Origin of the sequence: Rhizobium sp. CB3090, assembly GCF_029714285.1 — a bacterium.
Classification (GTDB): Bacteria; Pseudomonadota; Alphaproteobacteria; order Rhizobiales; family Rhizobiaceae; genus Rhizobium.
On record NZ_CP121662.1, the window covers coordinates 806,124 to 831,557 of the forward strand.

The window sequence follows — 25,434 nt, forward strand, 5'->3', positions numbered from 1 at the left end:
ACTGCAATTAAAGGCAGTTCGCCAGCCGGCAGAACTCTTCGACAGAGAGCGTTTCGGCGCGTCGCTGAGGGTCGATATCGGCTTTCATCAGCAGTGCTTCGCCGCCGAGCGGCTTCAGGCTTTGCCGCAGCATCTTTCGCCGTTGGCCGAAGGCGGCTTGCGTCACCTTTTCGAGCTTGTCGACGGAGCAGGGGATCGGATTTTCCCTGGGCGTCAGATGAACGACCGTCGAGGTCACCTTCGGCGGCGGCGTGAAGGCTTGTGGCGGCACGTCGAAGGCCATGTGCGCGTTCGTGCGCCAGCCGCAAAGAACGCCGAGACGGCCGTAGTGATCGTCATCCTCGTCGGCGACGATCCGCTGGCCGACCTCCTTCTGGAACATCAGCGTCAGCGACTGCCAGAAGGGCGGCCACTGGCCCGGCAGCAGCCAATTCACCAGCAACTGCGTGCCGACATTATAGGGCAGGTTTGCAATGATCTTCACCGGCCCTTCCGGCGCCAGCGCCGCAAAATCCGTCTTCAGCGCATCGCCTTCGATGACGTCCAGCCGGCCGGGATAGTGATCGGCGATCTCGGCAAGCGCTGGCAGGCAGCGCGCGTCGCGCTCCACCGCGATGACCTTGGCGGCCCCGAGCGCAAGGATGGCACGCGTCAGCCCACCTGGCCCCGGGCCGACTTCGAAGACGGTGACGCCGTCTAGCGATCCGGCTGTGCGGGCAACCTTTTGTGTCAGGTTGAGATCGAGTAGAAAGTTTTGGCCGAGCGCCTTGCGCGCATCGAGGCCATGGCGCTGGATTACGTCGCGAAGCGGCGGCAGCCCGTCGAGTGCGGCCATCAGCGATTGCTTCCCGGCGCGCGGCTGATCTCGCTCGCGAGCTTAAGCGCCGCCACGAGACTGTCCTCCTTGGCAATACCCTTGCCGGCAATGCCGAAGGCGGTGCCGTGGTCCGGCGAGGTGCGGACAAAGGGGAGGCCGAGCGTCACGTTGACGGAATCGTCGAAGCCGAGCGCCTTGGCCGGAATCAAGGCCTGATCGTGATACATGCAGATGGCGACATCGTAGCGACGGCGCGCATCGTCATGGAACATCGTATCGGCGGGCAGGGGACCAAAGGCATCGATGCCTTCATTGCGCAGCACCTCGATCGCCGGACGGATGATTTCCTCATCCTCCTTGCCGATCGCGCCGCTCTCGCCGGCATGCGGATTAAGACCGGCAACGGCCAGCCGCGGTTTTGCGATGCCGAAACGCATTTTGAGGTCGTGGTCGGTGATCCGGCAGGTCTCGATGATGAGATCGGAAGTCAGCGCCTGTGGTACATCCTTCAGCGGTATATGGATGGTGACGGGAATTGCCCGCAGTTTCGGCCCGGCGAGCAGCATCACAGGCATCACCGGCTTGCCCATCGCGCGTGTCGCAAGATCGGCAAGGAACTCGGTATGACCGGGAAAGCCGAAGCCGGCGTCATAAAGGACCGACTTGGCGATTGGGTTGGTCACGACGGCAGAGGTCTTTCCCTCCATGCTGAGCGAAACCGCCATCTCGATGGCCGCAATCGTCGCATTGGCCGTGTTGATATGTGGTTCGCCGGCAACCACAGCCATGCCGGCAGCGATCGGCAGCACCGGCAAGGCATCGGCAAAGGTCTTAAAGGCAGTCGACGTATCGGCCTCCCGAAGCGGCACGATCAGATTCAACTGACGCGCTCGTGCCGAAAGAACGTTCGGATCGCCGAGGAACAGGAAGGGGGGCAAACCAAGCTCGCCGCGGCGAAGCCAGGCGGCGAGCGTGATGTCAGGTCCGATACCTGCTGGATCCCCTTGTGTGAGTGCAAGGGGGCGGGAAGGGCGCGAGGGCATCGGACGATCAGCGATAGAGAATCTGCGCCTTGGAGCGCAGTTCATCGATATACTTCTTGTCGTTGGCGCTGATGCCTTGGGCATTCGCCTTGCCGAGATCTTCGGCGCGGAAAACGGCGGCGGCGGCGATGTCGTCATTCACTTGGCGCTGCGAGCAGATCGCGACATATTCGACACCGCGGTCGGTCACGATCGCATCGGTCGTGTTGCCTTTCGCCTTTTCCAGCAGCGGCTTCCAGGCATCCGGAAGATCGGGAGCAAGCACGCGGCCGAGATCCTGGACGGAGACGTCGTGCATCGTCGCGGCGAAAACCTTCGCTTGGTCGCAACCGGGGAATTTGGCTCGCGACGCTTCCGCTTCGGCCTTGCGCTTGCCGAGGATTGCGTTGCGCTTCGCAGCCGGGACGACGAAGATCATCTGTTTCAGGAAATATTCCGTCGTGACCGGCTTCGTCTTGTTTTCCGTCATGCGCGTCACGAGGTCGTCATTCGACATGCGGCCGCCGCTTGAGCCGAAACGAGCGTTGACGACGCGCGGCCAGCTCATGGAAATGGCGATATAGGATTTGAAGTGATCGACGGTGACGCCCATTTTGTCCAAAATCTGTCCAAGCTGCTGCGGCGACATTTTGTTGCTGGCGGCGAAGCGGGCAAATGCGTTGTCGACATCCGTCGTGGACACCGACATGTGCACGCGGGCGATTTCCGCACGCTTCAGCGTCTCATCGACGAGTTGCTGTTGCGCCAGCTTATTGAGATCGCCTTTCGCATGCTGCAGTTTCAGGAAGTTGACGCGCTTGGCAATATCGCCTGATGTGATCACCGTGTTGTTGACGACAACCTTCACCTCACTTGCTGCGAAAGCAACATCGCTGCTTGGCATAGCGAAAGCGGCCATAACCAACGCTACGGCGCCGAATAGCGCAGCGCGCATCGGTGTCTTTCCAGAGAACATCAACTACCCCTTCCCAAAGGTCTTTGTCCGCACCGCGTCACATTGAGACGCCATTGGCGCAATACGGTAATTTCGCGCCAATATCTACAACAAGCACGACGAATTGCAAAATCCTTGCGGCGAAACAATGACGCGGAGGGGAACGCGATCCCATTCAAAGCAGAAGGGCCGGTCCAGAGCCGGCCCTTTTGGATTTGAGTGATCAGAACGTAGCGTCTTGAACATTGCCAAGATTGACGTCGCCGAGCGTACGGAATGTTATGCGGGCGCCGATAGACCAGTCGCTTCCCGATTGGTTCGTCGAATCCTTCTTATCCAGGAAGGAGACGGTGAAGATCGTGCATTCATCCTCATAGGACAGGCCAACGCCTTGGCGGGTGATCTCGCTGTCATTGAGATCGTAGCTGACCGTGCCGAAGACAGACCAATAGTTCTTGAACTTGATCTGTGCGCGGGTTTGGATTTCGTCCTGATCCGAGGTGAAGCCATATTGCGGCTGAGCGGCGATATGGGTGTAGGTCACCGACGTCTGGAAGTCGTCGTTTGCGAAACCGACCTGGGTATCGCCACGACGGAATGCAAAATCCTTTTCGTCGAAACGGTAGGACTGCGAAAGCGAGATGCCCTGCGGCGTCGTGAGACCGAACATCGTCACATAGTCGGAGCGGGTGGTTTCAAGCCCCGAATCCGAACCGGCACCTACCAGATCGTCGGTAGCGAATGAGTTTCGTCCGGCAAGCTGGTACGATTGGCCGAAGATATGCTGCAACTTATAGCCACTGTCGAAGCTGCCTGTGTAACGCCAGCCTACGTTGGCGCGAGTGCCGCCCTCCACGCGGTCGAAGCCGGAGAATTTGTCGCGATCGAAGAGATTGGTCGCATCGAAAACAAAGCTCTGGGCGTCTTCATTCGGCAGCCGCCCCGCAAGTTGCTCATCCGGGCGCACATAGACTTGCGCAATCGGTTCGAATACGTGCGTGCTGTTGCTCGTGGTGATGAGGAACGGGTACTTGGCTTCGAGGCCGGCCGTCACCATACCGCGCGTTGCGTAATCGCTGGTGTCGTAGTTGCCGGAATAGTCGCCGTTGGGCGAATCCATATCGAGGCCATAGACGTCCCCGCGAGCGGCTGCAAGCGGCGTCAAGACCAGACCCTGATCGGTGGTGAAGGTGCGCTGCCACTGCAGCTCGGTGCTAAGGCGCGTATAGCTCCCGGAAAGGCCGAGGAAGCGGTCGTTCAGGCTCGCGTCGCCGAGATTGTTGACGTTGTCGAGCGTTGACGCCTTGTCACGCGACAAATGCGTGAAGTTCATAGTCGCGGACAATTCGCCGCCATACACCGACTTCGGATCGACATAGTGATAGTCGAGGCTCGGATAGACGACTGCCTGCTGCTTTTCGGCAGTGTTGTTGTTATCCGCGTCCTGAATGTCGTAGTAGAAGGCGCGCATATCGAAATAATTGCGCTTGCCGAGACCCGTCAAATAGATATCGTTCGTGTGGGTGCTCTGGTTGAGACCTTGCAAGCCGTAGGTGCGCGAAAAGTTATTGTCGCTTTGCGCCATGACATCCCAGCCGAATGTCCAGCGTGGGTTGATTCTGAAATCGGCTTTCGACGCGATCACGCCGCGAGCCTTGTTTTCGGCGTCGCTGGTACCGGCCGTGAACTGCCCGGGACTCATCTGGTCGATGCCGGCGGCGCGCAGAATAAGCGTGCCGTTTTCAAAGCGTCGGCGGAACTCGCCTTCGAGCATTAGGCCTTGGCTCGTATAGCCGGTCGCGCTGATCGTCGCGTCCATGCTCGGCGAGATCACGTAGTAATAGGGAACCTTCAGACCAAAGCCGAGATTCTCCGAGATGCTGGCCGACGGAAACAGGAAGCCGGACTTGCGCTTCACCGTATTGTCGGGAACTTCGATCCACGGAACGTAGGCGATCGGCTGGCCGAACAGCTCGAAGCGGGCATGCTCGAGGCGGACGGTATGCGTCACGCCGTTCTGCACCACGCGCTGAGCCTTGACCTGCCATAGCGGCGCGCGGCCCTGCTCGGAGCACGGCAGACAGGCGGTGTAGACACCTTTCGTCAGGATCAACTGGTTACCGCCGACACGTTCGCCCTTTTCGGCGGCCATGCGGGTATTGTCTGGCATTTCGATGCGCAGAGCGTTGACGAAACCATCGGAGAAGCTGTCGGTGACATCCATTTTGTCACCGTACATGCGGTTGCCGTCCGGACTGATCAGCTCGACATTGCCGATCGCCGTCATGCGCCCGGTTTTCTGATTATATTCCACCTTCTGCGCGACCATCTTGTAGCCGCCATAGTTGATCTGAACCGCACCGGTGGCGGTGACGATCTGCGTATCCTTGTTATAGACCAATTCGTTCGACGAAAGGATCAGCTTGGAGCCTTCCGGCACTTTGACCTTAACGGGAGAGGTCGCAGCGCCGGCGCCGCCGTTATTATTGTTGTCCTGGGCGTAAGCTACGACCGGGCTCATGACAAATGCATACGCGGCCGCGCCCATGACGAGGGCAGCGACACATTTCCTGATACTCTTGCGGTTGCCTGCCGCCACTTAGCCGTCCTCCTGATGAAGCAGGATCGTTGCTCCGAATGCCAAAGCGACGATCACGGGTATCCATGTCGCCACGAAAGGAGGAACCACTCCGCTGCTCCCGAATGCCTTTACCAGCACGGTGACAACATAAAGCACGAAGCCTGAGAGGATTCCACCCAGAATCACGGAGCGCGATTGGTTGAATCTACTGAATTTTAACGAGACGGTGGCTGCGATCAGAGTCATCGCCACCAACAGGAATGGCTGCGATAGCAGCGAGTGAAATTGGGTCTCAAGCGCTTTGGTCGAGATGCCAAAAGACTTTGCTATCTTAATTCGATTAGAAAGATCATAAAAAGCAATGGTTTCAGGCTGCGCCAAACGCTCCGAAACGAAATCCTGTTTCAGATTCGTACGAACCTGTACCGTGGCTTTATGAACGGGAATTTCGCCCGGGCTGCGCTCGATGACGCCGTTAAGAAGCCAGTAACCATCTTCCAACTTTGCCGACTGGGCATCCTGCCTGAGAACGATATTCCCCTGTGAATCGAAGTGGATAAACACAACGTTCATCAGCGTCGTACCGTTGTCGAGAACGGCCTTGGCGCCAATGATGATGTCGTCTTTGCCATTCGATTGGCGCAACCACGGGATGGACAGTGTGTTGTGATAGGACGGATCGCCGCGCAGATCGGCTTCCATCGTCTCCGCCTGCTTTTGTCCCCATGCCGCAATTGGATTGAGGGCAAACATGGTCAGGAGGCCGACGACGAACGCGCCGATCAAGAAGGGCGTCATGAATTGCCAGACGGAGATGCCCGCCGCACGGGCAATCACGAGTTCACGACGCCGATTGAGCGCGATCAGCACCGTCATGCCGACGAACAGGGCGATGAACGGCACCGTCTGCTGCAGGATGAACGGCAGTCTGACGGCCGTCATCAGCAAGCCGATGCTGACCGTGTATCCGGGAAGGCCGGCAAGCCGGCCCGCGGTCTCGCTGAAGTCGACGAGATAGACGATCGAGATTACGCCAAGGAAAAACCAGAAGGTCGTTACGACGTAACGCATGAAGAAGTAGCGGCCGAGCGTATTGAAGATCATACGCCGCCCCCATTGGAGCTGCGGGGCGCCGGCATGCGATCCTGAATCTTCTGCCGCCATTTGCTGAAGCGGTTGCGGATCGACGTGGGCACCGACATCTTGCGGTTCCTGAACAGCAGGGCAATCGCAATCAGGGCCGCTCCGATGTTGACGGCATAGAGGACGCCGATGAAATAAGGGGCATTCTCGATCTGGTTTGCCGCATAGAAATCCGCCCAGCGCAAGGCAAAGGCAATAGTGAGCGCCGACACCATCGGATGCAGCCGCGCCTCGCGATGGGATCGTGCATCGCCGGCAATGACCAGGGATATCAGAGCAAAGATTGCCGGCAGCGCCCAGTCGGTGAGACGCCGGTGTAACTCCGAGCGGTAGCCGCCTGGTTTTGCTTTGTAATCCGCGTCGTTCGGGTCCGGGTTGAGCAGGAAGCCGAGATCGCGGTCGCCGGCGCGCAGCGTTGCCTGGCCGCGGCTCTGCGTCATGTCGGAAAGATCGAAGGAATAGGAGTCGAATTTGATGACGGAGACGTTGCCGTCGGGTGTCTTGCGGTGAACTTCGCCATCCTTCATCAGCAGTGACGTCCCGCTCGGATCGACGGCGCCTTCCTTGGCATAGTAGATGAGATCGAAGGCGGGGTCGCGCGAATCCACCACGAACAGCCCCTTCAGGATCCGTCCGGACATGCGCTGTGTGATCTGCACATAAAGTCCGTCTTCGATACGCCGGAAGTTCTTTTCTTCGATAACCGTCGAGAGCAGGTCGGCATAGGCTTCGGCCACCATCTGACGCGCGGCGACGCGCGCCTTCGGCTCAACCATATTGTCGACGACGAACGAGAAAACGCTGATAGCTATCGCGAGAATCATGATCGGGCGGATGATGATGCTGCGCCGTGCGCCTGCGGCCTCCATGACCGTCAATTCCGAATCGCTGTTCATCGCCGTCAGCGTCTGCGTGATGCCGATCACCAGAGCGAAAGGCAGAACCACGGGGATGATCGTCGGCAGGATAAGAGTTGCCAGCTTGGCAAATGAGCCAATCGACTGGCCGCTGTCGGTCACGAGATTGATGCGCTGCAACACCTGGGTCGTCCAGATAATGGCGAGCACCGGCAGCAGCGCTACCAGGAACATCATGCCGACACGCCGTACGATATATGTTTCGAATAACTTCATGCCGGCCCTTAAACGCAACACTCCGCCGTGCGAGACGGCAGAGATTCATCCTCCTCTACGCTGTTTGCGTTTTTTTGGCGACAACCCACTCGCAAAAAATTCGTTAATTTTCTGAATTTCTTCTGCTGTGTGTCGTTTGGGATAACGCCATGAGAGCGGAGAATATGACAAGCGAAGAAAGCCAGCCCAGCACAGCATCCGAGAGGTAGTGACCGCCGAAAGCCACTCTTAGGGCTGGAATGAGAATCGAGACGGCGGCGATCGGCAGCACGAGAGCCGTTCGCGCCGGCTGCGGGATGATGAAGATCAGGCAGAACAGCCAGCCGGCAGCGGCTGCTTCGCCGGAAATGAAGGAACAATTGCTGGCGCATTTCCCGGCAAAAGAACCGGCATGCACGAAATCGAGCATGCCGCCGAAGACATCCGTCTGCCGCGGCCGAGGGCGGCCCGAGAACGTCTTGAGCCAGAGATTGACGATCAGCACCGGGCCGAGAAGCAGCGAGCCAAGCGCGATTTTCAGATTGCGCGCCCTCAGCCTTTTGAAGGTTGCGCCGTGCTGCTGCCAGCACAGGATCAGCATCCAGCAGAGCGTGATCGCGACGATATAGGGAACCTGAAAGAAAATCTCCCTGAGCAGGCGCATGTGCGGATCGTCATTATAAGGAAAAATGCCGCAGATCTGGCCGGGCCTGATGGGAAGGATGCATTGCTCGGGCAGAAAGAACATATTGGCGACGGCAAGATCGATCTGCGGAAGAATCGAAAACAGCCCGAGCAGTATCCACCAGAGGCAAAAGAGAATGACGAACGCATCGCCTGCCGTGCGCTGTCGCAGGATTTCGGGAAAACGATCCCGGCGATCGAAGCTGGTGAAGTCTATGATCAAGGCGGCGTTCCGATAGACGATCGCGCCGCGCAGGCGGCGATACCCGATATATGCGCCGGCAAACTAGCGGTGATCGATGACAGGGATTTGAAGGTCTCGGAGATGTTTCTTCGCAGAGTGCTTCGCCAAAAGCTTGTATTTGATAGGGAAACCTTGAATGATCCGGAGTGTATAATTCTATTTTGCACTACGCGTTCATCGGAGCAAAAATGTCTGTGAAATTCGAGGTTTCCTTTGCCAAATCGGTCCGGCTGAATGGCGGTTTGGCCATTCTCCTGAAAGACACGGATAGCGAGTTGCCGGCAGGGGCGGAGAGCGCCGATCCGGCGAATGTTTTCGCCAAGGCCGCACGGATCGCCCGGTTCACCGCCAAAGGCTTGAGCAGCCTCGATATCGTCGCACCCGAGGGTTCGCCGGTCGACCGGATCATCGTCATCGGCACAGGCAAGGCGAAGGAACTGAGTGCGCATGATTGGCTGAAGCTCGGCGGCGGTGCGGCTGCGAAAATTCGCAACGTCGAAAAGGCCGCGATCTTCATCGATGTACCCGGCGCTGAGGCCAAGGCGGCAGCCGATTTCGCCCTCGGCATGCTGTTGCGCGCCTACAGCTTCGATACCTACAAGACCAAGAAGAACGGTGACGATGACAAGAACGGTACGCCGAAAACCGTCAAGGTGACCATCGTCACCTCGAATGCCGTTGCCGCCAAGAAGCTCTTCGCCGCATCGGAGGCGATTGCCGACGGTGTGATTCTCGCTCGTGATCTCGTCAACGAGCCGCCGAATGTTCTCGGCCCGGCCGAGTTTGCCGCCAAAGCCAAGGGGCTGGAAAAGCTCGGCGTCGAAGTGGAGATCCTGACGGAGCGAGAAATGCGCCGGCTCGGCATGGGTGCGCTGCTTGGCGTGGCGCAGGGGTCCGTACGTCCACCGCGCCTGGTGATCATGCAGTGGAAGGGCGGCAAGCCGAAGGACAGGCCGGTTGCCTTTGTCGGCAAGGGCGTGGTGTTCGACACCGGCGGCATTTCCATCAAGCCGGCTGCCGGCATGGAGGATATGAAGGGCGATATGGGCGGGGCCGCCGCCGTTACGGGCCTGATGCACGCGCTCGCCGCCCGCGGCGCCAAGGTCAACGCGATCGGCGTGATCGGTCTGGTCGAAAACATGCCTGACGGCAATGCCCAGCGTCCCGGCGATATCGTCACCTCCATGTCGGGCCAGACGATCGAAGTGATCAATACGGATGCCGAAGGCCGGCTCGTGCTCTGCGATGCGCTCTGGTACACCAACGACCGCTTCAAGCCGCAGTTCATGATCAACCTCGCGACGCTGACCGGTGCGATTCTCGTCGCGCTCGGCAATCTGCATGCCGGCCTGTTCAGCAACGACGATAAGTTGGCGAACGAACTGACCGCCGCCGGCCTTGCCACCAACGAGCGCCTGTGGCGCATGCCGCTCGGCAAGGACTACGACAAGATGATCGACAGCAAGTTCGCCGATATGAAAAATACCGGCGGACGTCATGCCGGTTCGATCACCGCCGCGCAGTTCCTCAAGCGCTTCGTCCAGGAAACGCCCTGGGCGCATCTCGACATTGCCGGCACGGCCATGGGCTCGATCCAGGACGAGATCAACCAGTCCTGGGGTTCGGGTTTCGGCGTGCGCCTGCTCGATGAGCTGGTTCGCCAGAACTATGAATCGTGACCTTCGAAGGTGTTTGAGATAGAAGGTACGCCATGACCGACGTTCTCTTCTATCATTTGACCGAATCGAAGCTGGAGGATGCCCTTCCGCCGCTGATCGACAAAAGTGTCGAGCGCGGCTGGCAGGTCGCCATCCAGGCGCGCGAAGCGGCACGCCGGGATGCTCTCGACGTGCATCTCTGGACCTATCGCGAGGACAGTTTTCTGCCGCATGGCACGGATGATGGAGAAATGCCGGACAAACAGCCGGTGCTGCTGACTGTTTCGTCCGATAACGTGAATAACGCCACCGTCCGCTTCTTCGTCGATGGCGCCGAAGCATCAGGGATCGAGAACTATCAGCGCGTCGTTTTCATGTTCGATGGCTACGACCAAGAGCAATTGGAAGGTGCCCGCGCGCAGTGGAAGAAGCTGAAAGGCGAGGGGCACAACCTTACCTATTGGCAGCAGACGCAGGACGGGCGCTGGGAGAAGAAGGCGTGATGTCTCTCCTTCTTCCCTGTAATGCCCCCTCAACCCGCGCTGCGCGCGACTTTCTCCCCGCTGCGGCGAAAGTAGGAGCTTAAGATGCGCCGCTTTAGTATTCCGCGCGGCGCGTCTCATCGATCAATAGAGTTTAGTCGTGGAAAGCCTCGACGAACTTGCGCTTGCCGAGCATGAAGGCGTCGGCGACGTGGCGAAGCGGGGCGAGGTCAACATCCGACGTGCCGGCTTTGACGATTTCGGCGAAGCGGCGATAGAGCGAAGGATATTCAGCCTCGGGAGCGGTGAACGTCAAATCGCCGTTCACGGAAAGCTTCGAGCCGCCCTCGGAGAGCACCATCTGCCCCGCTTCGGTTTCTGCGACGATATCCCAGCTCTGCTTGCCGGTCTGGCGCCAGTCGAATTCCGCATGGACGGCAAGCCCCTGGCCGCTCTTGAACTGCAGGTCGGCCGCAATCGGCGAATCGCGGTTTTCGGGGAATTCCAGCACGGCGCCCGTCAGGAACAGCGGCGGCAGGATGTGGGTGACGATCGACAGGGCATTGATGCCCGGATCGAAGACGCCGAGACCGCCCGCCTGCCAGATCCATTCCTGATTCGGATGCCAATGGCGCACGTCTTCCTTCCAGATGACATGGACGCTCTTGATCGTCGTTCCGGCGAGAAAAGCCTTCGCGGCCTCGACGGCCGGCGCATAACGCGAATGCCAGCTTGCGAAGAGGGAAACGCCCTTGGCCTTGGCGAGCGCTTCGAGATCGGCGACTTCGCTCAGCGTGGCGCCCGGCGGCTTTTCCAGGAAGACATGCTTGCCAGCCTCGAGCGCCTTGTAGGCAGCCTCGTAGCGATATTGTGGCGGCATGCAGAGCGAGACGGCATCGATCCCGGGAACCGCATCCAGCATGGCCTCGATGCTGGTGAAGGCCGGAATGCCGTCCACCGTGCCGTGGCGGCTTGCCGTGGCGATCAGTTTGAAATCTGGATTGTTCGCGATGGAAGGAAGGTGCTGGTCGCGGACGATCTTGCCGACGCCGACGATGGCGAGGTTGATGGGGGACATGGGTGTCTCTCGATTAGTATGATTATTTGTATGATCTTTTATCAGAATGCAGCGGGTGAGCAAGGCCGGCAAGCGTAATTGCAAGCAATCAAGCCGGCGCCCAGCATTTCTTACGGTCGTGCCATCACATTTGGAAAACCAGCTTACGCTCTTGATTCAGAGCCTGAAATCGGCACTCTGCCTGTATGCGGCAAAAAGATCAGAAGACCGCTGCGGGGGAGAAAAATGATAAGAGCATTGCTCGGCTTCAGCCGACTCGTGGATGCTGGGACGGAAATCATTGGCAAGGCGGTTTCCTGGCTCATTCTGGTCGCCGTGCTGGTCAGTGCCGGAAATGCCGTCGTCCGCAAAGTGTTCAACACTTCGTCCAACGCCTGGCTGGAAGCGCAATGGTATCTGTTCGGCGCCGCCTTCTTGCTCGCCGCCGCCTATACCCTTCGGCAAAACGAGCACATCCGCATCGATATCGTCTATGGCGCCCTGCCGCGGCGCGTCCAGCACTGGATCGATCTGCTCGGTCATTGCCTGTTCCTCATGCCATTCGTGCTTCTGATGGTTTATGATCTGGTGCCTTATGTCCGTATGTCCTTCATGTCCGGCGAGGTTTCGTCCAGTGCCGGCGGCCTGATCATCTGGCCGGGCAAGGCATTGTTGCTGGCAGGCTTCTTTGTGCTGGCGGTGCAGGGTGTTTCCGAAATCATCAAGAAGATCGCCGTCATGCGCGGCGATATGGAGGACCCGACACCGTACGTACCGACGCATGCGCCCCTTGATGCCGAAACGCCGGCCGGGGAGGCGCGCTGATGATCGAATTCGTCGCCGTGAACATGGCCCCGATCATGTTCGCTTCCCTGATCATTTTCCTGCTGATCGGATATCCCGTCGCCTTTGCGCTCGCCGCCAACGGATTGCTGTTCTTCTGGATCGGCGTCGAGCTGGCGCCTTATTCGGGCGGTTCCATCAATCTGTCCTGGCCTTTGCTCAACGCGCTGCCGGATCGATTCTGGGGCGTGATGTCCAACGACACGCTACTGGCGATCCCGTTCTTCACCTTCATGGGCATCGTGCTGGAACGCTCAGGGATGGCGGAGGATCTGCTCGATACCGTCGGTCAGCTCTTCGGCCCGGTCCGTGGCGGTCTCGCCTATGCAGTGATCTTCGTCGGCGCCCTGCTTGCCGCCACCACCGGCGTTGTCGCGGCCTCGGTCATCGCCATGGGGCTGATCTCGCTGCCGATCATGCTGCGCTATGGTTATGATCGCAGCCTGGCATCCGGCGTTATCGCCGCTTCGGGCACGCTCGCGCAGATCATTCCGCCGTCGCTGGTGCTGATCGTGCTGGCGGATCAGCTCGGCCGCTCGGTCGGCGATATGTATGCCGGTGCGCTGATCCCCGGCCTGGTGCTGACCGGCATCTACATGCTCTACGTGCTGATCATGTCGATCGTCCGGCCGAATTCGATGCCGGCGCTGCCGAAGGAGGCGCGCTCGCTCGGCTCCGGTGTGACCTCGCTTTTCATCGCGCTTCTGGTTTGCGCCGGGGTTGCCTATGCGGCGCACGTCTACCTGAAGCCGGCCTACGGTGAAAATGCCGATATTCTCGGCGCAACCGTGGGCGTCGCTTTCATCTATGTCGTCGCCGTCATCGACAAGACGATGAAGTTCAAGCTTATGTCACGTCTCGCCCAGCAGGTGATCATCGTGCTGATCCCGCCTTTGGCTCTGATCTTCCTCGTGCTCGGCACCATCTTCCTCGGCATCGCAACGCCGACGGAAGGCGGCGCTATGGGCGCGACCGGCGCTTTGGTGATGGCTGCGGCAAAGGGGCGGCTGAACATGGATGTCGTTCGCTCGGCACTCGCATCGACGACACGGCTCTCCTCTTTCGTGCTGTTCATCCTGATCGGCTCGCGCGTGTTTTCGCTGACCTTCTACGGCGTCAACGGCCATGTCTGGGTGGAACATCTGCTGGTGTCGCTGCCGGGCGGGCAGGTCGGCTTCCTGATTGTCGTCAATCTGCTGGTGTTCGTGCTGGCCTTCTTCCTCGATTTCTTCGAGCTTGCCTTCATCATCGTGCCGCTGCTGGCGCCCGCTGCCGACAAGCTCGGTATCGACCTGATCTGGTTTGGTATCCTGCTCGGCATCAACATGCAGACGAGCTTCATGCATCCGCCCTTCGGCTTTGCGTTGTTCTACCTGCGCTCGGTGGCTGCAAAGGTGCCTTATCTCGACAAGGTCACCGGCAAGAAAATGGCGCCAGTGACGACGGGGCAGATTTATTGGGGGGCGGTGCCTTTCGTCGGCATTCAGATCCTGATGGTGAGTCTGGCGATCATGTTCCCGCAAATGGTCATGCACTATAAGGGTGCGGGGGCCGGAATCGATCCCAATGCGATCAAGATCGAAGTGCCCGGCTTTGGCGCGCCCGGCCAGGATAATGGCAGTGGTCTTGGTTTGCCTGGCGGCCTGCAGCTTCCGGGCGCCAATCCGCTCGACAATAAGCCGGCTGATCAGGGCGGTGAAAAGAAAAATCCGCCCGCCAATGATCTCAGCCAGCCGCCGTCATTCAATTGATCTTACTTCTCTCAGCGGGGGAAGATGCTCCGAAGGAGCGGGTGAGACGCGTTACACCGGAAATATTCTTTGTTTCGCTAAAAGGCATTAAGCGGGCATTCCTTACGGTGCAATGCCCCCTCAACCAGCCCTTCGGGCATCCTTCTCCCTGCTGGGGAGAAGGTGTTTTCGTCAGAGCTTCCCGGCGCGCTGCTGTGTCATCATATACACGTCGTAGCTGTATTCTGCGACCTGGGCGTAGAGATAGTGGCGGCCGCGGAACGCCTTGATCGATTCCCAAATCTTTTTGAAGGTCGGGTTCGATGCTTCCATCTCGGCATAGACTTCGTTCGACTTGTCGAAGCAGGCGTTCATGATGTCGGTGCTGAACGGACGCAGCTTCGCGCCTTCGGCGACGACACGCTTGATGGCTGCGGGGTTGAGATAGTCGTATTTCTGCAGCATATCGGCATCGGTTGCCTGGGCGGCCGTGCGCAGCAGCGACTGATAGGCTTTCGGCAGGCCTTCATAGGCTGCCTTGTTGAACATCACGTGTACGGTCGGACCGCCTTCCCACCAGCCGGGATAGTAGTAATAGGGCGCGACCTTGTAGAAACCGAGCTTTTCGTCGTCATAGGGGCCCACCCACTCGGCCGCATCGATCGTGCCTTTTTCCAGCGCCGGATAGATGTCGCCGCCGGCGATCTGCTGCGGCACGACGCCGAGGCGCTCCACCACCTTGCCGGCGAAGCCGCCGATGCGCATCTTCAGGCCCTTGAGGTCGGCTACGGTGTTGATTTCCTTCCGGAACCATCCGCCCATCTGCACACCGGTATTGCCGCTCGGAAAGCCGATCAGGCCCTGCGTCGCCAGGAACTCGTTGAACATGTCGATCCCGCCGCCATGGTACTGCCAGGCATTCATGCCGCGGGCATTGAGGGCGAAAGGAACGGCAGCGCCCAGCGCCCAGACCGGATCCTTGCCCCAATAATAATAGGAGACCGTGTGGCAGGCTTCGACTGTGCCCGCGGATGTCGCGTCGGCAGCCTGCAAGCCGGGGACGATTTCGCCGGCGGCGAAGACCTGGATGGTGAAGTTGCCGTCGGTCGCTTCCGAGACGAATTTGGACAGCACCTCGGCGCCGCCGTAGATCGTGTCGAGCGATTTCGGGAACGATGAGGTCAGGCGCCAGTTGATTTTCGGATTGCTCTGAGCAATGGCGGGAGCGGCCAGCGCTGTTGCGGCGACCGAACCCGCGCCGGCAACACCGGCTTTCCTCAGAAATGAACGACGATCCATATAATTACTCCCCCCGTAGGTGAGCGGGCGAATTGGCCCGCTATTCGTGATCACGACGCAACTAATCATGTCATCGGACGCGTTTCAAGCGCGCCGAACAATCTTACAACTGCCGATTTTTATTTGATATCTAAATGGCTGAACTCAAACCTCATGCGGTTTCACGATCGTCTCCCGAAGGAAACTGTAACCGAGTGCGATGCGCGCCGCGAGTTGTGTCGATGCGCCGTCGCCCCCATGGCCGCCCGAATGGAATTCATGGAACAGCGGATGATGGCCGAGCTCCTCCAAACGCGCCGCAAACCGCCGCGCATGCGAGGGATGAACCCGGTCGTCATTGCCGGAACTTTCGATATAGACGGGCGGATAGGTGATCTCCGAAGCCGGCTTGAGATTGTGCAGCGGCGAATAGGAAAGCAGATAGTCCCGGTCCGCCTGGTCGTCTGGATTGCCATATTCGTCGATCCAGGCCTTACCGGCGGGGAAGACATGGAAGCGGCTCATGTCGAGCACCGGCACCTGACACCAGACCGCGCCGAAGTCGCGTGGGTAGCGCGTCAGCATCACGCCGGCAAGCAGCCCGCCATTGCTGCCGCCATTGGCAGCTATGCGCGACGGCCTGGTATAACCGCGAGCGACGAGATCGCGGGCGACGGCAACGAAATCGGCAAAGGCTCTGTGGCGGCCACGGCCTTTGGCGGCGCGATGCCAGTTCGGACCGAGTTCACCGCCGCCGCGGATATAGGCTTGCACATAGGCGCAGCCCTGTTCCAGCCAGCGGCCGATGACGCCGGAATATTGCGGACGGACCGAGAAATCGAAGCCGCCATAACCGTACATCAGCACCGGTAGCTCACCTTGGGTCCATGTCTTCGGCAAGACCAGCCGGTATGGCACCCTCGTGCCGTCTTCGGACGTGGCCTCGAGCAATTCGGAGGTCATGCCGTCCGTATCGAAATAGGCCGGAGAGCTTGCGGTGTGAATGAGTTCAAGCGGCTTCCTGCGGTCGGCAAGCTCCAGGCGATAGCAGGAGGGCGGCTGCAGGAAGCCTTCGCCATAGACCTGCAATGTATCGTCGCCGAGATGGAGGTCGGAATAGAGCGGCCAGACCGTTACCGTCTGGACATCTGCCGGCAGCGCGATTTCCTGGATCGTCGCATCTGCCCTGGTGAGGTCGAAGACGAAGAGGCGGGGCTGCAATTTGTCGGAAACGACAAAGACGCACCATTCGCGCATGAGCAGGAATTGTGACACTGACTGCCGCTCGCCAGGCGAAAACAACACGCGCATCGCCTCGGCGCTGGCATCGGTGGCCTGCCGTGGCAAGGGTTGCAGCGCGAGGCTGCCGGCCGGTATGCGCTCGTCGGTCTTGGCGAGCCAGAGACAATAGGAATAGCTGAGCTGGACGTCGATATCCCTTGGCAGATCGATCCGCCGCAACGAAAAATCCTGCTCTTTGATGAAGACGCTGGAACTGCCGATTTCGTGGCCGGTGATGAACAGGCGGATCGGCTTGGCCGTACCCTTCTTTGCGATGCCGGCAAGCACCGGATCGAAGACCAGGCAGGAGCCGTAGACGTCGGTGTCGGCGGTGGCGTAGAGCAGGGGTGCCTTTGCCGGCGGCTGGCCGCGTTTCAGACGGCGGCCGACGCGGGGCCAGCCGGAGCGCGTCGAGGAGAGGCGGTCGATCGAGCCGAAATAGGCGATCTCGTCGCGGCTGAGCCAGGTGGCATGGCAACGTGTCGGCGGCGTGTCGAATCCGCCTTCGACGATGCTCTTGGCTTCGCAATCGAACTCTAGCAGGCGCCCAAGATCGGAGCCGCCGTCGGAGAGGCAAAGCAACACCCGCGTCGGTTCCCACGGGCAGGTGATTGCGCCGCGCCAGAGCCAAAGCTTGTTCTCCGATGCGCAGAAAGCATCGAGATCGAAGATAGGTTCCCAGGGCGCGTCGGGCGAAGGGGCGAGATTGGCGGGCAAGCGGAACCACATGCCGAGAGGATGATCTGCGCTGCGATGGAAGTCGAACAGCCACTTGCCGCGGCGCACCACCTGGATCAGCCGCTCCTTACGCTCGATCAGAGCCTTGATCGCCGCGCTGTCCACCTCAAACTCAGGCGTCATCAGAGCCTGTTCAGACTGTGCATCCCTTTCAGCGACGAATTGCAGTGTCAGTGGATCGTCGTCGTGCTCGAGATGGAGATTCATAAGGGACCTGATATGCGATTGATGAAGTGACTCATATATAATCAAATCAAAATACATTCGGGGAAGCAACAGCGCTCCCCCGAATCTGTCCCATCATGCAGTTTTTCGGCTTTATCCGGCCCTCAGCGCATAACTCTGAGGCTGGCCTGGGCGATAAGATTCGTTGCCGGCGCTGAGGTGCCCTTGTACTTCAGCGTCACGACCTTGTAGCCCTCGCTTTCGAGGCGCGCCAAAAGAGTCGGCAGCATGGTGGCAGTGCGCTGGTGGATGTCGTGCATCAGGATGATGCCGCGACCGCGCCTGTGCAACTGGTCCATGGTGCGGGTGACGACGGCGGAGGGCTTCGAGTTGAAATAGTCCTTGCTGTCGATATCCACATCCATGACGACGAGATCACGCATGGCGACGGCGGTGCGCAGGCGCTTGGAATCGGCGAGATAAGGGAAGCGGAAGAAGGAAACATCCGTACCGATGACCTTGGCGACGGCGTGCTCGCCGCGGTCGATCTCGGCCATCGCCATGTCGAAGCTCATCTTGTCGAGATCGGGGTGGCGGAAGGTATGGCTGCCGATCGTGTCTCCGTCGGCAAAGACCCTGCGGGCGGTGGCCGGGTGCGCCTCCGCCATCTCGCCAACCATCATGAAGGTGGCCTTGACGCCGAACCTGTCGAGCGTGGAGAGGATGCGCTCCGTCTTGCCCGGTGCCGGACCGTCGTCGAAGCTGAGAATGACCTCCTTGTCGTCCAGCTTGAGATCGTGCAGCGAGGACACTTCCAATGTGCGCCCGACCAAGTGATGCGGGCCGCCGGTATCGCCCGTCTCCCGGGTTTCAAGCTCGGCACCGGCCCATTTCGTCGGCTCCATGTCGATGGGGTCGTTGGGCTTCAGCGGCTTATGATGCGGCTCTTCCGCGGCAAAACTCGTCTTCAGCGAGGCATCGTTGCCCGGTTTTGTCGCGCAACCGGCAACGGATAAGGACACGGCAAGACCGGCCAGGAGAAGACGGAAGGTCATCAGAATCGCTCAACAATACATTAATGAAAGTTGGGCGCATTTTTTCCGATTATGGTTAATGATTGGTTAGTGTTGACGCACGGATGGCACAGGAATTAACCTTTTTTCAAAGCGCTGTGGCGCTCATCCGAGCGAGCAAGATCGTTTTAACTCGTTGAAATCGAACCATCTTACGCGCTTGCAGGGTGATTCCACCGAAAAGCGGGATGCCTTAACCAGCCATTCCGCTTTCATATTCGGACGAAAGCTCAAGCCATTGTTCTTCGGCAGCGGCAAGCTTTTCCGCCGCGTCGGAGCGCTGTTTGGCCTTCTCGGCCGCTTTGGCGGGTGCCTTCTCATAGAGGGCGGGATCCGCAAGTTCCGCATCAAGCGCCTGAATCATTTTCTCCAGCTTGCCGGTCAAGGATTCGATTTCGTTGATCTTTTTCTTGAGCGGTGCGAGCGAGGCGCGGCGATCGGCATTGAGCTTGCGCTGATCCGCCTTGGAGACGGAATCGTCGGTGCCGTTGACCTTGCCCTTGTCATCCCTCGGCTTCGGGCTGGCGACGACGAGGCTGCGATAGTCTTCCAGGTCGCCGTCGAAATTGGAAACCGTGCCGTCGCGCACCAGCCAAAGCTGGTCGACCGTCGCCTCGATGAGATGGCGGTCGTGCGAGATCAGGATGACCGCGCCGGAATAGTCGTTCAATGCCTGGATCAAGGCATTGCGGCTGTCGATATCGAGATGGTTGGTCGGTTCGTCGAGGATCAGAAGGTTCGGTGCGTCGAAAGCGGCAAGCCCCATCAGCAGCCGCGCCTTTTCGCCGCCGGAGAGATCCTTGACCTGCGTATCCATCTTCTCGGTCGCAAGCCCCATCTGTGCGACGCGGGCGCGCACCTTCGCCTCCGGCGCGTCGGGCATACGGCGACGCACATGCTCGACGGCGGTCTGGTTGGGCACAAGATCGTCGAGCTGATGCTGCGCAAAGAAGCCGATCTTCAGGTTCGGCGCGAGCTTCACATCGCCGCTTTCGGCATCGAGGCGGCCGGAGACGAATTTCGCGAAGGTGGATTTGCCGTTGCCGTTGGAGCCGAGCAGGGCGATGCGGTCGTCGACATCGATGCGCAGATTGAGGCGCTTCAGGATCGGCTTGCCGGGCTCATAGCCGACAGCACCGCCGCTGACGGCGATGATCGGCGACGCCGCCTGTTTTTCCGGCTCGGGAAAGCTGAAGCCCATCACATGATCTTCGATGACGGCGGCGACAGTGCCCATGCGCTCCAGCGCCTTGACGCGCGATTGCGCCTGCCGGGCCTTCGTCGCCTTGGCCTTGAAGCGGTCGATGAAGCTCTGCAGGTGCTTGCGCGCCGCCTCGTTCTTCGCCTTCGCCTTCATCTGCAGCTCGTCGGCTTCCGCCTTCTGGCGCTCGAACTGGTCGTAGGAGCCGCGATAGAAGGTGAGCTTCTTCTGGTCGAGATGGACGATGGAATTGACGGCCGTGTTCAACAGATCGCGGTCATGCGAGATGATGATGACCGTGTGCGGATAGCGGCGGATGTAATCCTCCAGCCAGAGCGTGCCTTCGAGGTCGAGATAGTTGGTCGGTTCGTCGAGCAGCAGCAGGTCCGGCTCGGAAAACAGCACCGCCGCGAGCGCCACGCGCATACGCCAGCCGCCGGAAAAGGAGGAGGCGGGGCGATGCTGGGCCTCATGGTCGAAGCCGAGGCCGGCGAGAATGCTTGCAGCGCGCGCTTCGGCCGAATGGGCGCCGATATCGGCAAGGCGCGTCTGGATGTCGGCGATGCGATGCGGATCGGTTGCCGTTTCTGCTTCCGCAAGCAGGGCGGTGCGTTCCTTATCGGCTTTCAGCACGATCTCCACCAGCGGCTCCTCGGTACCCGGCGCCTCCTGCGCCACCTGGCCGATGCGGGCATTGCGCGGAATGGAAACCGAGCCGCTTTCGGCGGCGAGATCGCCGGTGATCACGCGGAACAATGTCGATTTGCCGGCGCCGTTCTTGCCGACAAGCCCGGCTTTCGTGCCCGCCGGAAGCGTCACGCTGGCATGGTCGATGAGCAGGCGGCCGGCAATGCGGGCGGAAAGGTCGGAAATCGAAATCATGGCGCGGTTTTGGCCGAACTCCGCGCCGAAGGCAAGAGCGGAGAGCTTAGACGCGGCTGCTGCGCGCTCGCGGCGCTGGGGCAGCGCAGTCCCTCAGCCTCTCCGTCAGCTCGGTTTCATAGAGCAGCAGATTGCTCAGCGACGCATTGAGACTGTCTATGGCGGCGGCGACATGCGGCGTCGTTTCGATCTCGCGGGCAAAGCTTTGCTTTTTCATCAGCCCCTCTGCCAGTTGCTCGGCCACTTCGCGCAACATCTCGGCAGCATCGGCCTCGGATTTCCCGGCGACCAGGCTGCAATGGCTGACGAGGCGATGCTTCAAGCCGATCTCGTCGAGACTGGCTTGCGAAGGGGAAGGGCCGAGCGCTGCGATCTCGCTGGCGATCCGGCGGTCCGAGCCGTGGAGTGCTTCATGGAAAAGCTGGTAGTTGCGCGGCAGGGCCTTGACCTTCAGCCTGGCCATATAACCGCCGATCATTTCGAGGTCGGTGGCTGCCTCGTTGTCGTCATTGCCGATGGGATATGCCGAAACACCTGCCTGCGAACTCTTCATGCCTACTCTCTAATGACCGCCAACTGATATATTTGACGAATTTGCAAGGGCGCAGGTTAAGGCAGCATGAACGGAGCATTCATACTGGCGCGATCTTGCAAGAAAATTAGACAGTCGAACAACGCCAAACTGTATTCGGGAGCGATGGCTCGCGCCTTGCTTTACATCCAGCGCTTTCCGTCCATGCGCAGGAAATAAATCAGATCGAGACCCAGCGACGGTTTGCCCATTCCTGTCAGTATCACGTGGCATTGGCCGCGATGGTGGGTCTGGTGGTTGAAGAAATGCGCGAGTGCCGGCCCCAATGGATGGGTAATGGTTCCCGGCCGGATGATTGGCGTATAGGTGATGTCTGCGGCAAGTGCATCGTTATCGAGCGTGTCTATCCAATCGATGATGCGCCGGTCTTCGGCCTCCCGAGCGGCACGAAGATCCTTGAGAGTGTCGTGCAATATGACGTCCAAGGCTGCCGGCATGTCACCTGTGCCGCTAAAACGATGCATCCAAGCGCGATCACCGACCAAGATATGATTGAGCGTGCCGCGCAGTGAGCCGAAAAATGCGCCTCGGTTCTCGCGATACTCGGCATCACTGAGTTGGGCGACGGCATCGTAGAGCAGGGCGTTGGCCCAGCGGTTGTAATCGGCGAACATTCTGTAATGTCTCAGCATACTGACCTCCTCAAGAGCGATGAAGTAAGCCTAAAATAGAAGGAGCAAATGGGGCTGATGGCACCCACGAAATTTGCTGATGGGATTGCCGGCCGGCCGCCGGCCTCACCCCCGAATCGGACATCCGGACTGTGACAGCAGCGTGAAATTGGCGAATCCCCCTTGTTTTAAGGCTGTGGGGCGGGTAAAGACCGCCCACTTTTCTCTGACGACAAGGAATTGACCCATGGCGATTGAACGCACTTTTTCGATGATCAAGCCGGACGCGACCAAGCGTAACCTGACCGGCGCCATCACCAAGATTTTCGAGGACAATGGCCTGCGCGTCATCGCTTCCAAGCGCGTTTGGATGAGCAAGCGCGAAGCCGAAGGCTTCTACGCCGTTCATAAGGACCGTCCGTTCTTCGGCGAACTCGTCGAAGGCATGACCTCCGGCCCGACCGTCGTTCAGGTTCTGGAAGGCGAAGGCGCCATCCTGAAGAACCGCGAAATCATGGGCGCGACCAACCCGGCCAACGCCGCCGAAGGCACGATCCGCAAGATCCACGCTCTGTCGATCGGCGAAAACTCCGTTCACGGCTCAGACGCTCCGGAAACCGCTGCGATCGAAATCGCCTACTGGTTCTCCGAAACCGAAATCGTCGGCTGAATCAGTCACTCAGCCTTCGCGCTGAAGAGATTGAATTGATAGAAAAAGCCGGGGTCTCGCGCCCCGGCTTTTTCATGCAGGACAGGCCTCGTCATGCCCATAGTCGATGCTGCCATCGGCTTTGAAGACATCCGGGTTTTTCGTGTAGCCCGGGCCGACCACGAGCGCCCTTGTCGGCAGCACGGTCTGATCGAGATCGGATTTCACCTCAGTCTTGATGGTCTGGATCGTCTTGTCTTTGGCATCGACCAGCTTGATCGAGACGGAATAGGGGCGGTCCTTGCGCACGCAGCGCAGATCCGGACTTTCGAGCGTGATCTTGTCCCAGAACGTATATATCTTTTCCCGCACTACCAGGGGATCGCCACCCATCGGATTCTCGAATTCCGCGACCGCCGTCGTCCCTTCCGGGATCGGCGCGATCTTTTTCAGCGTGATCACGTAGTTCGCGGTTGCGACACGATAGTCGAAGACGAAGAGCCGGCCGCTGAGTTCGGTCGGGCCGTTTTCGGCCTGCCGCTGGCAACCGGCAAGCGCAAGGCCCGCAATTGCGGCCATCAAAACGATTGCCTGGGTTCTCATGGTGCACTCTCCTCCTTCTTGCGGCGATAATGCCGGTTCGCCTTGGCGCGGTTGCCGCAGACCGCCATGTCGCACCAGGCCCGGCTCTTGTTCTTGCTACGGTCGATAAACAGCCAGCCGCAGTTGCGGCAGATTTTCATGCGGTCCGGATCGGGCATGGCAATGAGCCGCAGCGTCGAATGCACGGTCGCGGCATCGAGCCCATCGGGCGAGGCGGCCCGCCGCAGTACCGTCGACTGCGCCTCCAGCAGATCGGCGAGCAGCGCGTCGGCATCGCGGTCGAGAATGCGGGCGCGAAAATAGCCGTCGATCGCCTCACGCAGATCGATAAAGCCGGATTTATTCTCCTGACGCACCGGCAAGATATCGCCGAACAAGGCCCGCTCGGCGCAGAAATTCGCGGCCGCTTTCGGAAAACTCTCCATCTGCCCCGGCGCCTCAAAACGATCGATGCGTCGCTCGTCGTCATGGCGCATTATGACGCTGTTGGCGACGTCCAGCGCCAGCGCGCCGCCGGAAAACCGGTGTGGGGTCCAGGAAAAGCTCATGCCCAAAATTATAACTGGTAAAATGGATTTTACTAGTTACTATTCGTGATATCCGGAGGTTCTATGGCCTATCTCCTGCAGCAATTGGCGAATGCGGTTCCGCTCGCAGCACTCTATGCGGCGCTGGCTTTCGGCTATGCTGTCGCGTTCGGTGTGATGAAGCGGGCCGATATCACCTATGGCGCGCTTTTCGCCTTTTCCGGCCAGATGTTGGTCCTGTTCACCGATGTCGGCTACACGAGGATGTTTCTCATTCTGCCGGCCGCACTCGCCTTCGGCGGCGCCATCGCAATTACCTATACGCTGGGGACGAGCTTTCTCATCGGCCGCTCGGTCATGCTGCCGCTGTCGCGCAAATCGCCCAACACGATCATCGTCGCAGCACTTGGCATGATGATCATATTGATGGAAACGGCGCGGTTGGCCTCCAATACGCGCGGTATCTGGCTGCCGCCTTTCCTGAACGGCATGATCGTCTTCTGGGATAGCGGCAATTTCCGGGTCACGTTGACCGAGATCCAGCTCCTCAATACGGCGCTGATGGTTCTGGTGATCCTCGGCGGCACCTATGTGCTGAGATATACCGGATGGGGCCGTGTCTGGCGGGCGGTGACGGATGATGCGCTGGCGGCCGAGCTTTGCGGCACGAGTGCCAATCGCGTCTTTCTGCTGGCTTATGTCGCCTCGGCATTGGTCGCAACCGCCTGCGGCCTGCTCGCGACCTGCTATTACGGCACGATGGATTTCGGCGCCGGGCTGATGTTTGGGCTGAAGGTGCTGATGATAGCCGCTGTCGGCGGCTATTCCGATCCGCTGAAATCGGCTGGCGGCGCGGCGTTGCTCGGCCTGTTCGAGACCATGTGGGGCGCCTACGGACCGTTCCTGTGGCGCGACTTCGTGATCTTCTCGCTGCTCGTCCTGCTGCTGGTGTTAAGCCGGCGGGAGCGTGTGGTTCCGTAAGGATCAGTCCTTATCCGCCCACTTGGCGCGCGCGGCATCGTCCGCATCCTTGGCCGAAACCCAATCGCCCTCTTTCCCGTCTTTCGCATGTTCCTTCTTCCAGAACGGCGCCGAAGTCTTCAGGAAATCCATGACGAAATTGGCGCCGTCAAAGGCTGCCTGCCGATGCGAGGCGGTGGCCACGACGAGAACGATGTTTTCTCCAGGCGCAATTTTGCCGTAGCGATGGATGGCGGTCAGGCCGCGAAGATCGAATCGCTCGATGGCGAGCGTCGCGATCCGGGTAATCTCCGCTTCCGCCATGCCGGGATAATGCTCGAGTTCCAGAGCGTCGAGCGCTCCGCCCTCGTCGCGGCAGAGGCCGGAAAAGGTGACGACCGCGCCGATATCATGACGCCCTTCCGTCAGGCGGTCGATTTCGGTTTGGAGGTCGAAATCCTCTCGCTGGACTTTGACGAATGGTAAAATCATTGGCCTGTCCCCCTTCTCCCCACCGGGGGTCCGAAGGACGGGTCGAGACCAGTG

General features: G+C 59.6%; 24 protein-coding genes. 7 read left to right on the plus strand and 17 right to left on the minus strand.

Translation table 11 applies throughout. From position 1 onward, the window contains the following. Positions 1-7: 7 nt before the first annotated feature. The 7 genes from rsmA to QA646_RS03990 form a co-directional block, all read right to left on the minus strand. Complete coding sequence (gene rsmA / locus QA646_RS03960) at positions 8-835, minus strand: 16S rRNA (adenine(1518)-N(6)/adenine(1519)-N(6))-dimethyltransferase RsmA (protein WP_283057733.1); 828 nt, start codon at positions 833-835, stop codon at positions 8-10. Further along, positions 835-1,860, minus strand: a complete 1,026-nt coding sequence (gene pdxA, locus QA646_RS03965) for a 4-hydroxythreonine-4-phosphate dehydrogenase PdxA (RefSeq protein WP_283057734.1) — start codon at positions 1,858-1,860, stop codon at positions 835-837. The genes rsmA and pdxA overlap by 1 nt, the downstream gene beginning before the upstream one ends. A 7-nt stretch (positions 1,861-1,867) precedes the next feature. Next, on the minus strand, positions 1,868-2,758 hold the full coding sequence (locus QA646_RS03970; protein WP_283058961.1) for a peptidylprolyl isomerase: 891 nt from the start codon (positions 2,756-2,758) through the stop codon (positions 1,868-1,870). 259 nt (positions 2,759-3,017) lie between these two features. Next, on the minus strand, positions 3,018-5,393 hold the full coding sequence (locus tag QA646_RS03975) for an LPS-assembly protein LptD (protein WP_283057735.1): 2,376 nt from the start codon (positions 5,391-5,393) through the stop codon (positions 3,018-3,020). Beyond that, the gene (lptG, locus tag QA646_RS03980) at positions 5,394-6,479 is read right to left on the minus strand and encodes an LPS export ABC transporter permease LptG (RefSeq protein ID WP_283057736.1); all 1,086 of its coding nucleotides are present in this window, start codon (positions 6,477-6,479) and stop codon (positions 5,394-5,396) included. Beyond that, positions 6,476-7,651, minus strand: a complete 1,176-nt coding sequence (locus QA646_RS03985; protein WP_283057737.1) for an LptF/LptG family permease — start codon at positions 7,649-7,651, stop codon at positions 6,476-6,478. Before QA646_RS03985 ends, lptG begins: the two co-directional genes overlap by 4 nt. 103 nt (positions 7,652-7,754) lie before the next feature. Then, positions 7,755-8,294, minus strand: coding sequence for a phosphatase PAP2 family protein (locus tag QA646_RS03990; RefSeq protein ID WP_283057739.1), 540 nt, complete (start codon positions 8,292-8,294; stop codon positions 7,755-7,757). On the opposite strand from QA646_RS03990, the gene QA646_RS03995 reads away from it, so the two are divergent. The 3 genes from QA646_RS03995 to QA646_RS04005 are packed head-to-tail and all read left to right on the plus strand — an operon-like array spanning position 8,295 to position 10,719. Then, on the plus strand, positions 8,295-8,756 hold the full coding sequence (locus QA646_RS03995) for a hypothetical protein (RefSeq protein ID WP_283057740.1): 462 nt from the start codon (positions 8,295-8,297) through the stop codon (positions 8,754-8,756). Next, on the plus strand, positions 8,747-10,237 hold the full coding sequence (locus tag QA646_RS04000; protein WP_283057741.1) for a leucyl aminopeptidase: 1,491 nt from the start codon (positions 8,747-8,749) through the stop codon (positions 10,235-10,237). The genes QA646_RS03995 and QA646_RS04000 overlap by 10 nt, the downstream gene beginning before the upstream one ends. A gap of 32 nt (positions 10,238-10,269) precedes the next feature. Continuing rightward, the gene (locus QA646_RS04005) at positions 10,270-10,719 is read left to right on the plus strand and encodes a DNA polymerase III subunit chi (protein WP_283057742.1); all 450 of its coding nucleotides are present in this window, start codon (positions 10,270-10,272) and stop codon (positions 10,717-10,719) included. Between the two features lie 133 nt (positions 10,720-10,852). Here the strand turns inward: QA646_RS04005 and QA646_RS04010 are convergent, their stop codons facing one another. Further along, on the minus strand, positions 10,853-11,776 hold the full coding sequence (locus QA646_RS04010; protein ID WP_283057743.1) for a Gfo/Idh/MocA family oxidoreductase: 924 nt from the start codon (positions 11,774-11,776) through the stop codon (positions 10,853-10,855). A 228-nt stretch (positions 11,777-12,004) separates the two neighbouring features. Between QA646_RS04010 and QA646_RS04015 the strand changes: the two genes are divergently transcribed. After that, a complete protein-coding gene (locus QA646_RS04015; protein ID WP_283058962.1) occupies positions 12,005-12,580 on the plus strand; it encodes a TRAP transporter small permease subunit in 576 nt (191 codons plus the stop codon). Then, on the plus strand, positions 12,580-14,349 hold the full coding sequence (locus QA646_RS04020) for a TRAP transporter large permease subunit (RefSeq protein WP_283057744.1): 1,770 nt from the start codon (positions 12,580-12,582) through the stop codon (positions 14,347-14,349). The genes QA646_RS04015 and QA646_RS04020 overlap by 1 nt, the downstream gene beginning before the upstream one ends. Positions 14,350-14,520: 171 nt before the next feature. Here QA646_RS04020 and QA646_RS04025 read toward each other — a convergent pair whose 3' ends face one another. The 6 genes from QA646_RS04025 to QA646_RS04050 form a co-directional block, all read right to left on the minus strand. After that, the gene (locus tag QA646_RS04025; protein ID WP_283057746.1) at positions 14,521-15,627 is read right to left on the minus strand and encodes a TRAP transporter substrate-binding protein; all 1,107 of its coding nucleotides are present in this window, start codon (positions 15,625-15,627) and stop codon (positions 14,521-14,523) included. A 144-nt stretch (positions 15,628-15,771) separates the two neighbouring features. Beyond that, a complete protein-coding gene (locus QA646_RS04030) occupies positions 15,772-17,832 on the minus strand; it encodes a prolyl oligopeptidase family serine peptidase (RefSeq protein WP_283057747.1) in 2,061 nt (686 codons plus the stop codon). Positions 17,833-17,954: 122 nt separating this feature from the next. Beyond that, positions 17,955-18,845: a polysaccharide deacetylase family protein gene (locus QA646_RS04035; protein WP_283057748.1), complete on the minus strand. Its 891-nt coding sequence runs from the start codon at positions 18,843-18,845 to the stop codon at positions 17,955-17,957. A 211-nt stretch (positions 18,846-19,056) separates the two neighbouring features. Then, entirely contained in the window at positions 19,057-20,946 is a 1,890-nt protein-coding gene (locus tag QA646_RS04040; protein WP_283057749.1) for an ABC-F family ATP-binding cassette domain-containing protein, read from the minus strand. 46 nt (positions 20,947-20,992) lie between these two features. Next, the gene (locus QA646_RS04045; RefSeq protein ID WP_283057751.1) at positions 20,993-21,499 is read right to left on the minus strand and encodes a hypothetical protein; all 507 of its coding nucleotides are present in this window, start codon (positions 21,497-21,499) and stop codon (positions 20,993-20,995) included. Positions 21,500-21,660: 161 nt separating this feature from the next. Continuing rightward, a complete protein-coding gene (locus QA646_RS04050) occupies positions 21,661-22,170 on the minus strand; it encodes a DinB family protein (RefSeq protein WP_283057753.1) in 510 nt (169 codons plus the stop codon). Positions 22,171-22,396: 226 nt separating this feature from the next. On the opposite strand from QA646_RS04050, the gene ndk reads away from it, so the two are divergent. Continuing rightward, complete coding sequence (gene ndk, locus QA646_RS04055; protein WP_104822581.1) at positions 22,397-22,819, plus strand: nucleoside-diphosphate kinase; 423 nt, start codon at positions 22,397-22,399, stop codon at positions 22,817-22,819. A gap of 72 nt (positions 22,820-22,891) precedes the next feature. On the opposite strand, the gene QA646_RS04060 is transcribed toward ndk, so the two are convergent. Both QA646_RS04060 and QA646_RS04065 read right to left on the minus strand, forming a co-directional pair. Then, positions 22,892-23,401: a hypothetical protein gene (locus tag QA646_RS04060; RefSeq protein ID WP_283057754.1), complete on the minus strand. Its 510-nt coding sequence runs from the start codon at positions 23,399-23,401 to the stop codon at positions 22,892-22,894. Then, entirely contained in the window at positions 23,398-23,949 is a 552-nt protein-coding gene (locus QA646_RS04065; protein WP_283057755.1) for a CGNR zinc finger domain-containing protein, read from the minus strand. The genes QA646_RS04060 and QA646_RS04065 overlap by 4 nt, the downstream gene beginning before the upstream one ends. Positions 23,950-24,012: 63 nt before the next feature. Between QA646_RS04065 and QA646_RS04070 the strand changes: the two genes are divergently transcribed. Beyond that, a complete protein-coding gene (locus QA646_RS04070) occupies positions 24,013-24,909 on the plus strand; it encodes a branched-chain amino acid ABC transporter permease (protein ID WP_283057756.1) in 897 nt (298 codons plus the stop codon). A gap of 3 nt (positions 24,910-24,912) precedes the next feature. On the opposite strand, the gene QA646_RS04075 is transcribed toward QA646_RS04070, so the two are convergent. After that, positions 24,913-25,380, minus strand: a complete 468-nt coding sequence (locus tag QA646_RS04075) for a molybdenum cofactor biosynthesis protein MoaE (RefSeq protein WP_283057757.1) — start codon at positions 25,378-25,380, stop codon at positions 24,913-24,915. Between the last annotated feature and the right edge of the window lie 54 nt (positions 25,381-25,434).

What these genes read in the sequence shown, in the direction of transcription:
- QA646_RS04025 (WP_283057746.1), bottom strand. Translation starts at nt 15,627, where the DNA reads ATGGATCGTCGTTCATTTCTGAGGAAAGCCGGTGTTGCCGGCGCGGGT.
- QA646_RS04020 (WP_283057744.1), top strand. Translation starts at nt 12,580, where the DNA reads ATGATCGAATTCGTCGCCGTGAACATGGCCCCGATCATGTTCGCTTCC.
- lptG (WP_283057736.1), bottom strand. Translation starts at nt 6,479, where the DNA reads ATGATCTTCAATACGCTCGGCCGCTACTTCTTCATGCGTTACGTCGTA.
- QA646_RS04010 (WP_283057743.1), bottom strand. Translation starts at nt 11,776, where the DNA reads ATGTCCCCCATCAACCTCGCCATCGTCGGCGTCGGCAAGATCGTCCGC.
- QA646_RS03990 (WP_283057739.1), bottom strand. Translation starts at nt 8,294, where the DNA reads ATGCGCCTGCTCAGGGAGATTTTCTTTCAGGTTCCCTATATCGTCGCG.
- QA646_RS04030 (WP_283057747.1), bottom strand. Translation starts at nt 17,832, where the DNA reads ATGAATCTCCATCTCGAGCACGACGACGATCCACTGACACTGCAATTC.
- pdxA (WP_283057734.1), bottom strand. Translation starts at nt 1,860, where the DNA reads ATGCCCTCGCGCCCTTCCCGCCCCCTTGCACTCACACAAGGGGATCCA.
- QA646_RS04075 (WP_283057757.1), bottom strand. Translation starts at nt 25,380, where the DNA reads ATGATTTTACCATTCGTCAAAGTCCAGCGAGAGGATTTCGACCTCCAA.
- QA646_RS04035 (WP_283057748.1), bottom strand. Translation starts at nt 18,845, where the DNA reads ATGACCTTCCGTCTTCTCCTGGCCGGTCTTGCCGTGTCCTTATCCGTT.
- QA646_RS03985 (WP_283057737.1), bottom strand. Translation starts at nt 7,651, where the DNA reads ATGAAGTTATTCGAAACATATATCGTACGGCGTGTCGGCATGATGTTC.
- ndk (WP_104822581.1), top strand. Translation starts at nt 22,397, where the DNA reads ATGGCGATTGAACGCACTTTTTCGATGATCAAGCCGGACGCGACCAAG.
- QA646_RS04070 (WP_283057756.1), top strand. Translation starts at nt 24,013, where the DNA reads ATGGCCTATCTCCTGCAGCAATTGGCGAATGCGGTTCCGCTCGCAGCA.
- QA646_RS03970 (WP_283058961.1), bottom strand. Translation starts at nt 2,758, where the DNA reads ATGGCCGCTTTCGCTATGCCAAGCAGCGATGTTGCTTTCGCAGCAAGT.
- QA646_RS04000 (WP_283057741.1), top strand. Translation starts at nt 8,747, where the DNA reads ATGTCTGTGAAATTCGAGGTTTCCTTTGCCAAATCGGTCCGGCTGAAT.
- QA646_RS04050 (WP_283057753.1), bottom strand. Translation starts at nt 22,170, where the DNA reads ATGCTGAGACATTACAGAATGTTCGCCGATTACAACCGCTGGGCCAAC.
- QA646_RS04005 (WP_283057742.1), top strand. Translation starts at nt 10,270, where the DNA reads ATGACCGACGTTCTCTTCTATCATTTGACCGAATCGAAGCTGGAGGAT.
- QA646_RS04065 (WP_283057755.1), bottom strand. Translation starts at nt 23,949, where the DNA reads ATGAGCTTTTCCTGGACCCCACACCGGTTTTCCGGCGGCGCGCTGGCG.
- QA646_RS04040 (WP_283057749.1), bottom strand. Translation starts at nt 20,946, where the DNA reads ATGATTTCGATTTCCGACCTTTCCGCCCGCATTGCCGGCCGCCTGCTC.
- QA646_RS04060 (WP_283057754.1), bottom strand. Translation starts at nt 23,401, where the DNA reads ATGAGAACCCAGGCAATCGTTTTGATGGCCGCAATTGCGGGCCTTGCG.
- QA646_RS04045 (WP_283057751.1), bottom strand. Translation starts at nt 21,499, where the DNA reads ATGAAGAGTTCGCAGGCAGGTGTTTCGGCATATCCCATCGGCAATGAC.
- rsmA (WP_283057733.1), bottom strand. Translation starts at nt 835, where the DNA reads ATGGCCGCACTCGACGGGCTGCCGCCGCTTCGCGACGTAATCCAGCGC.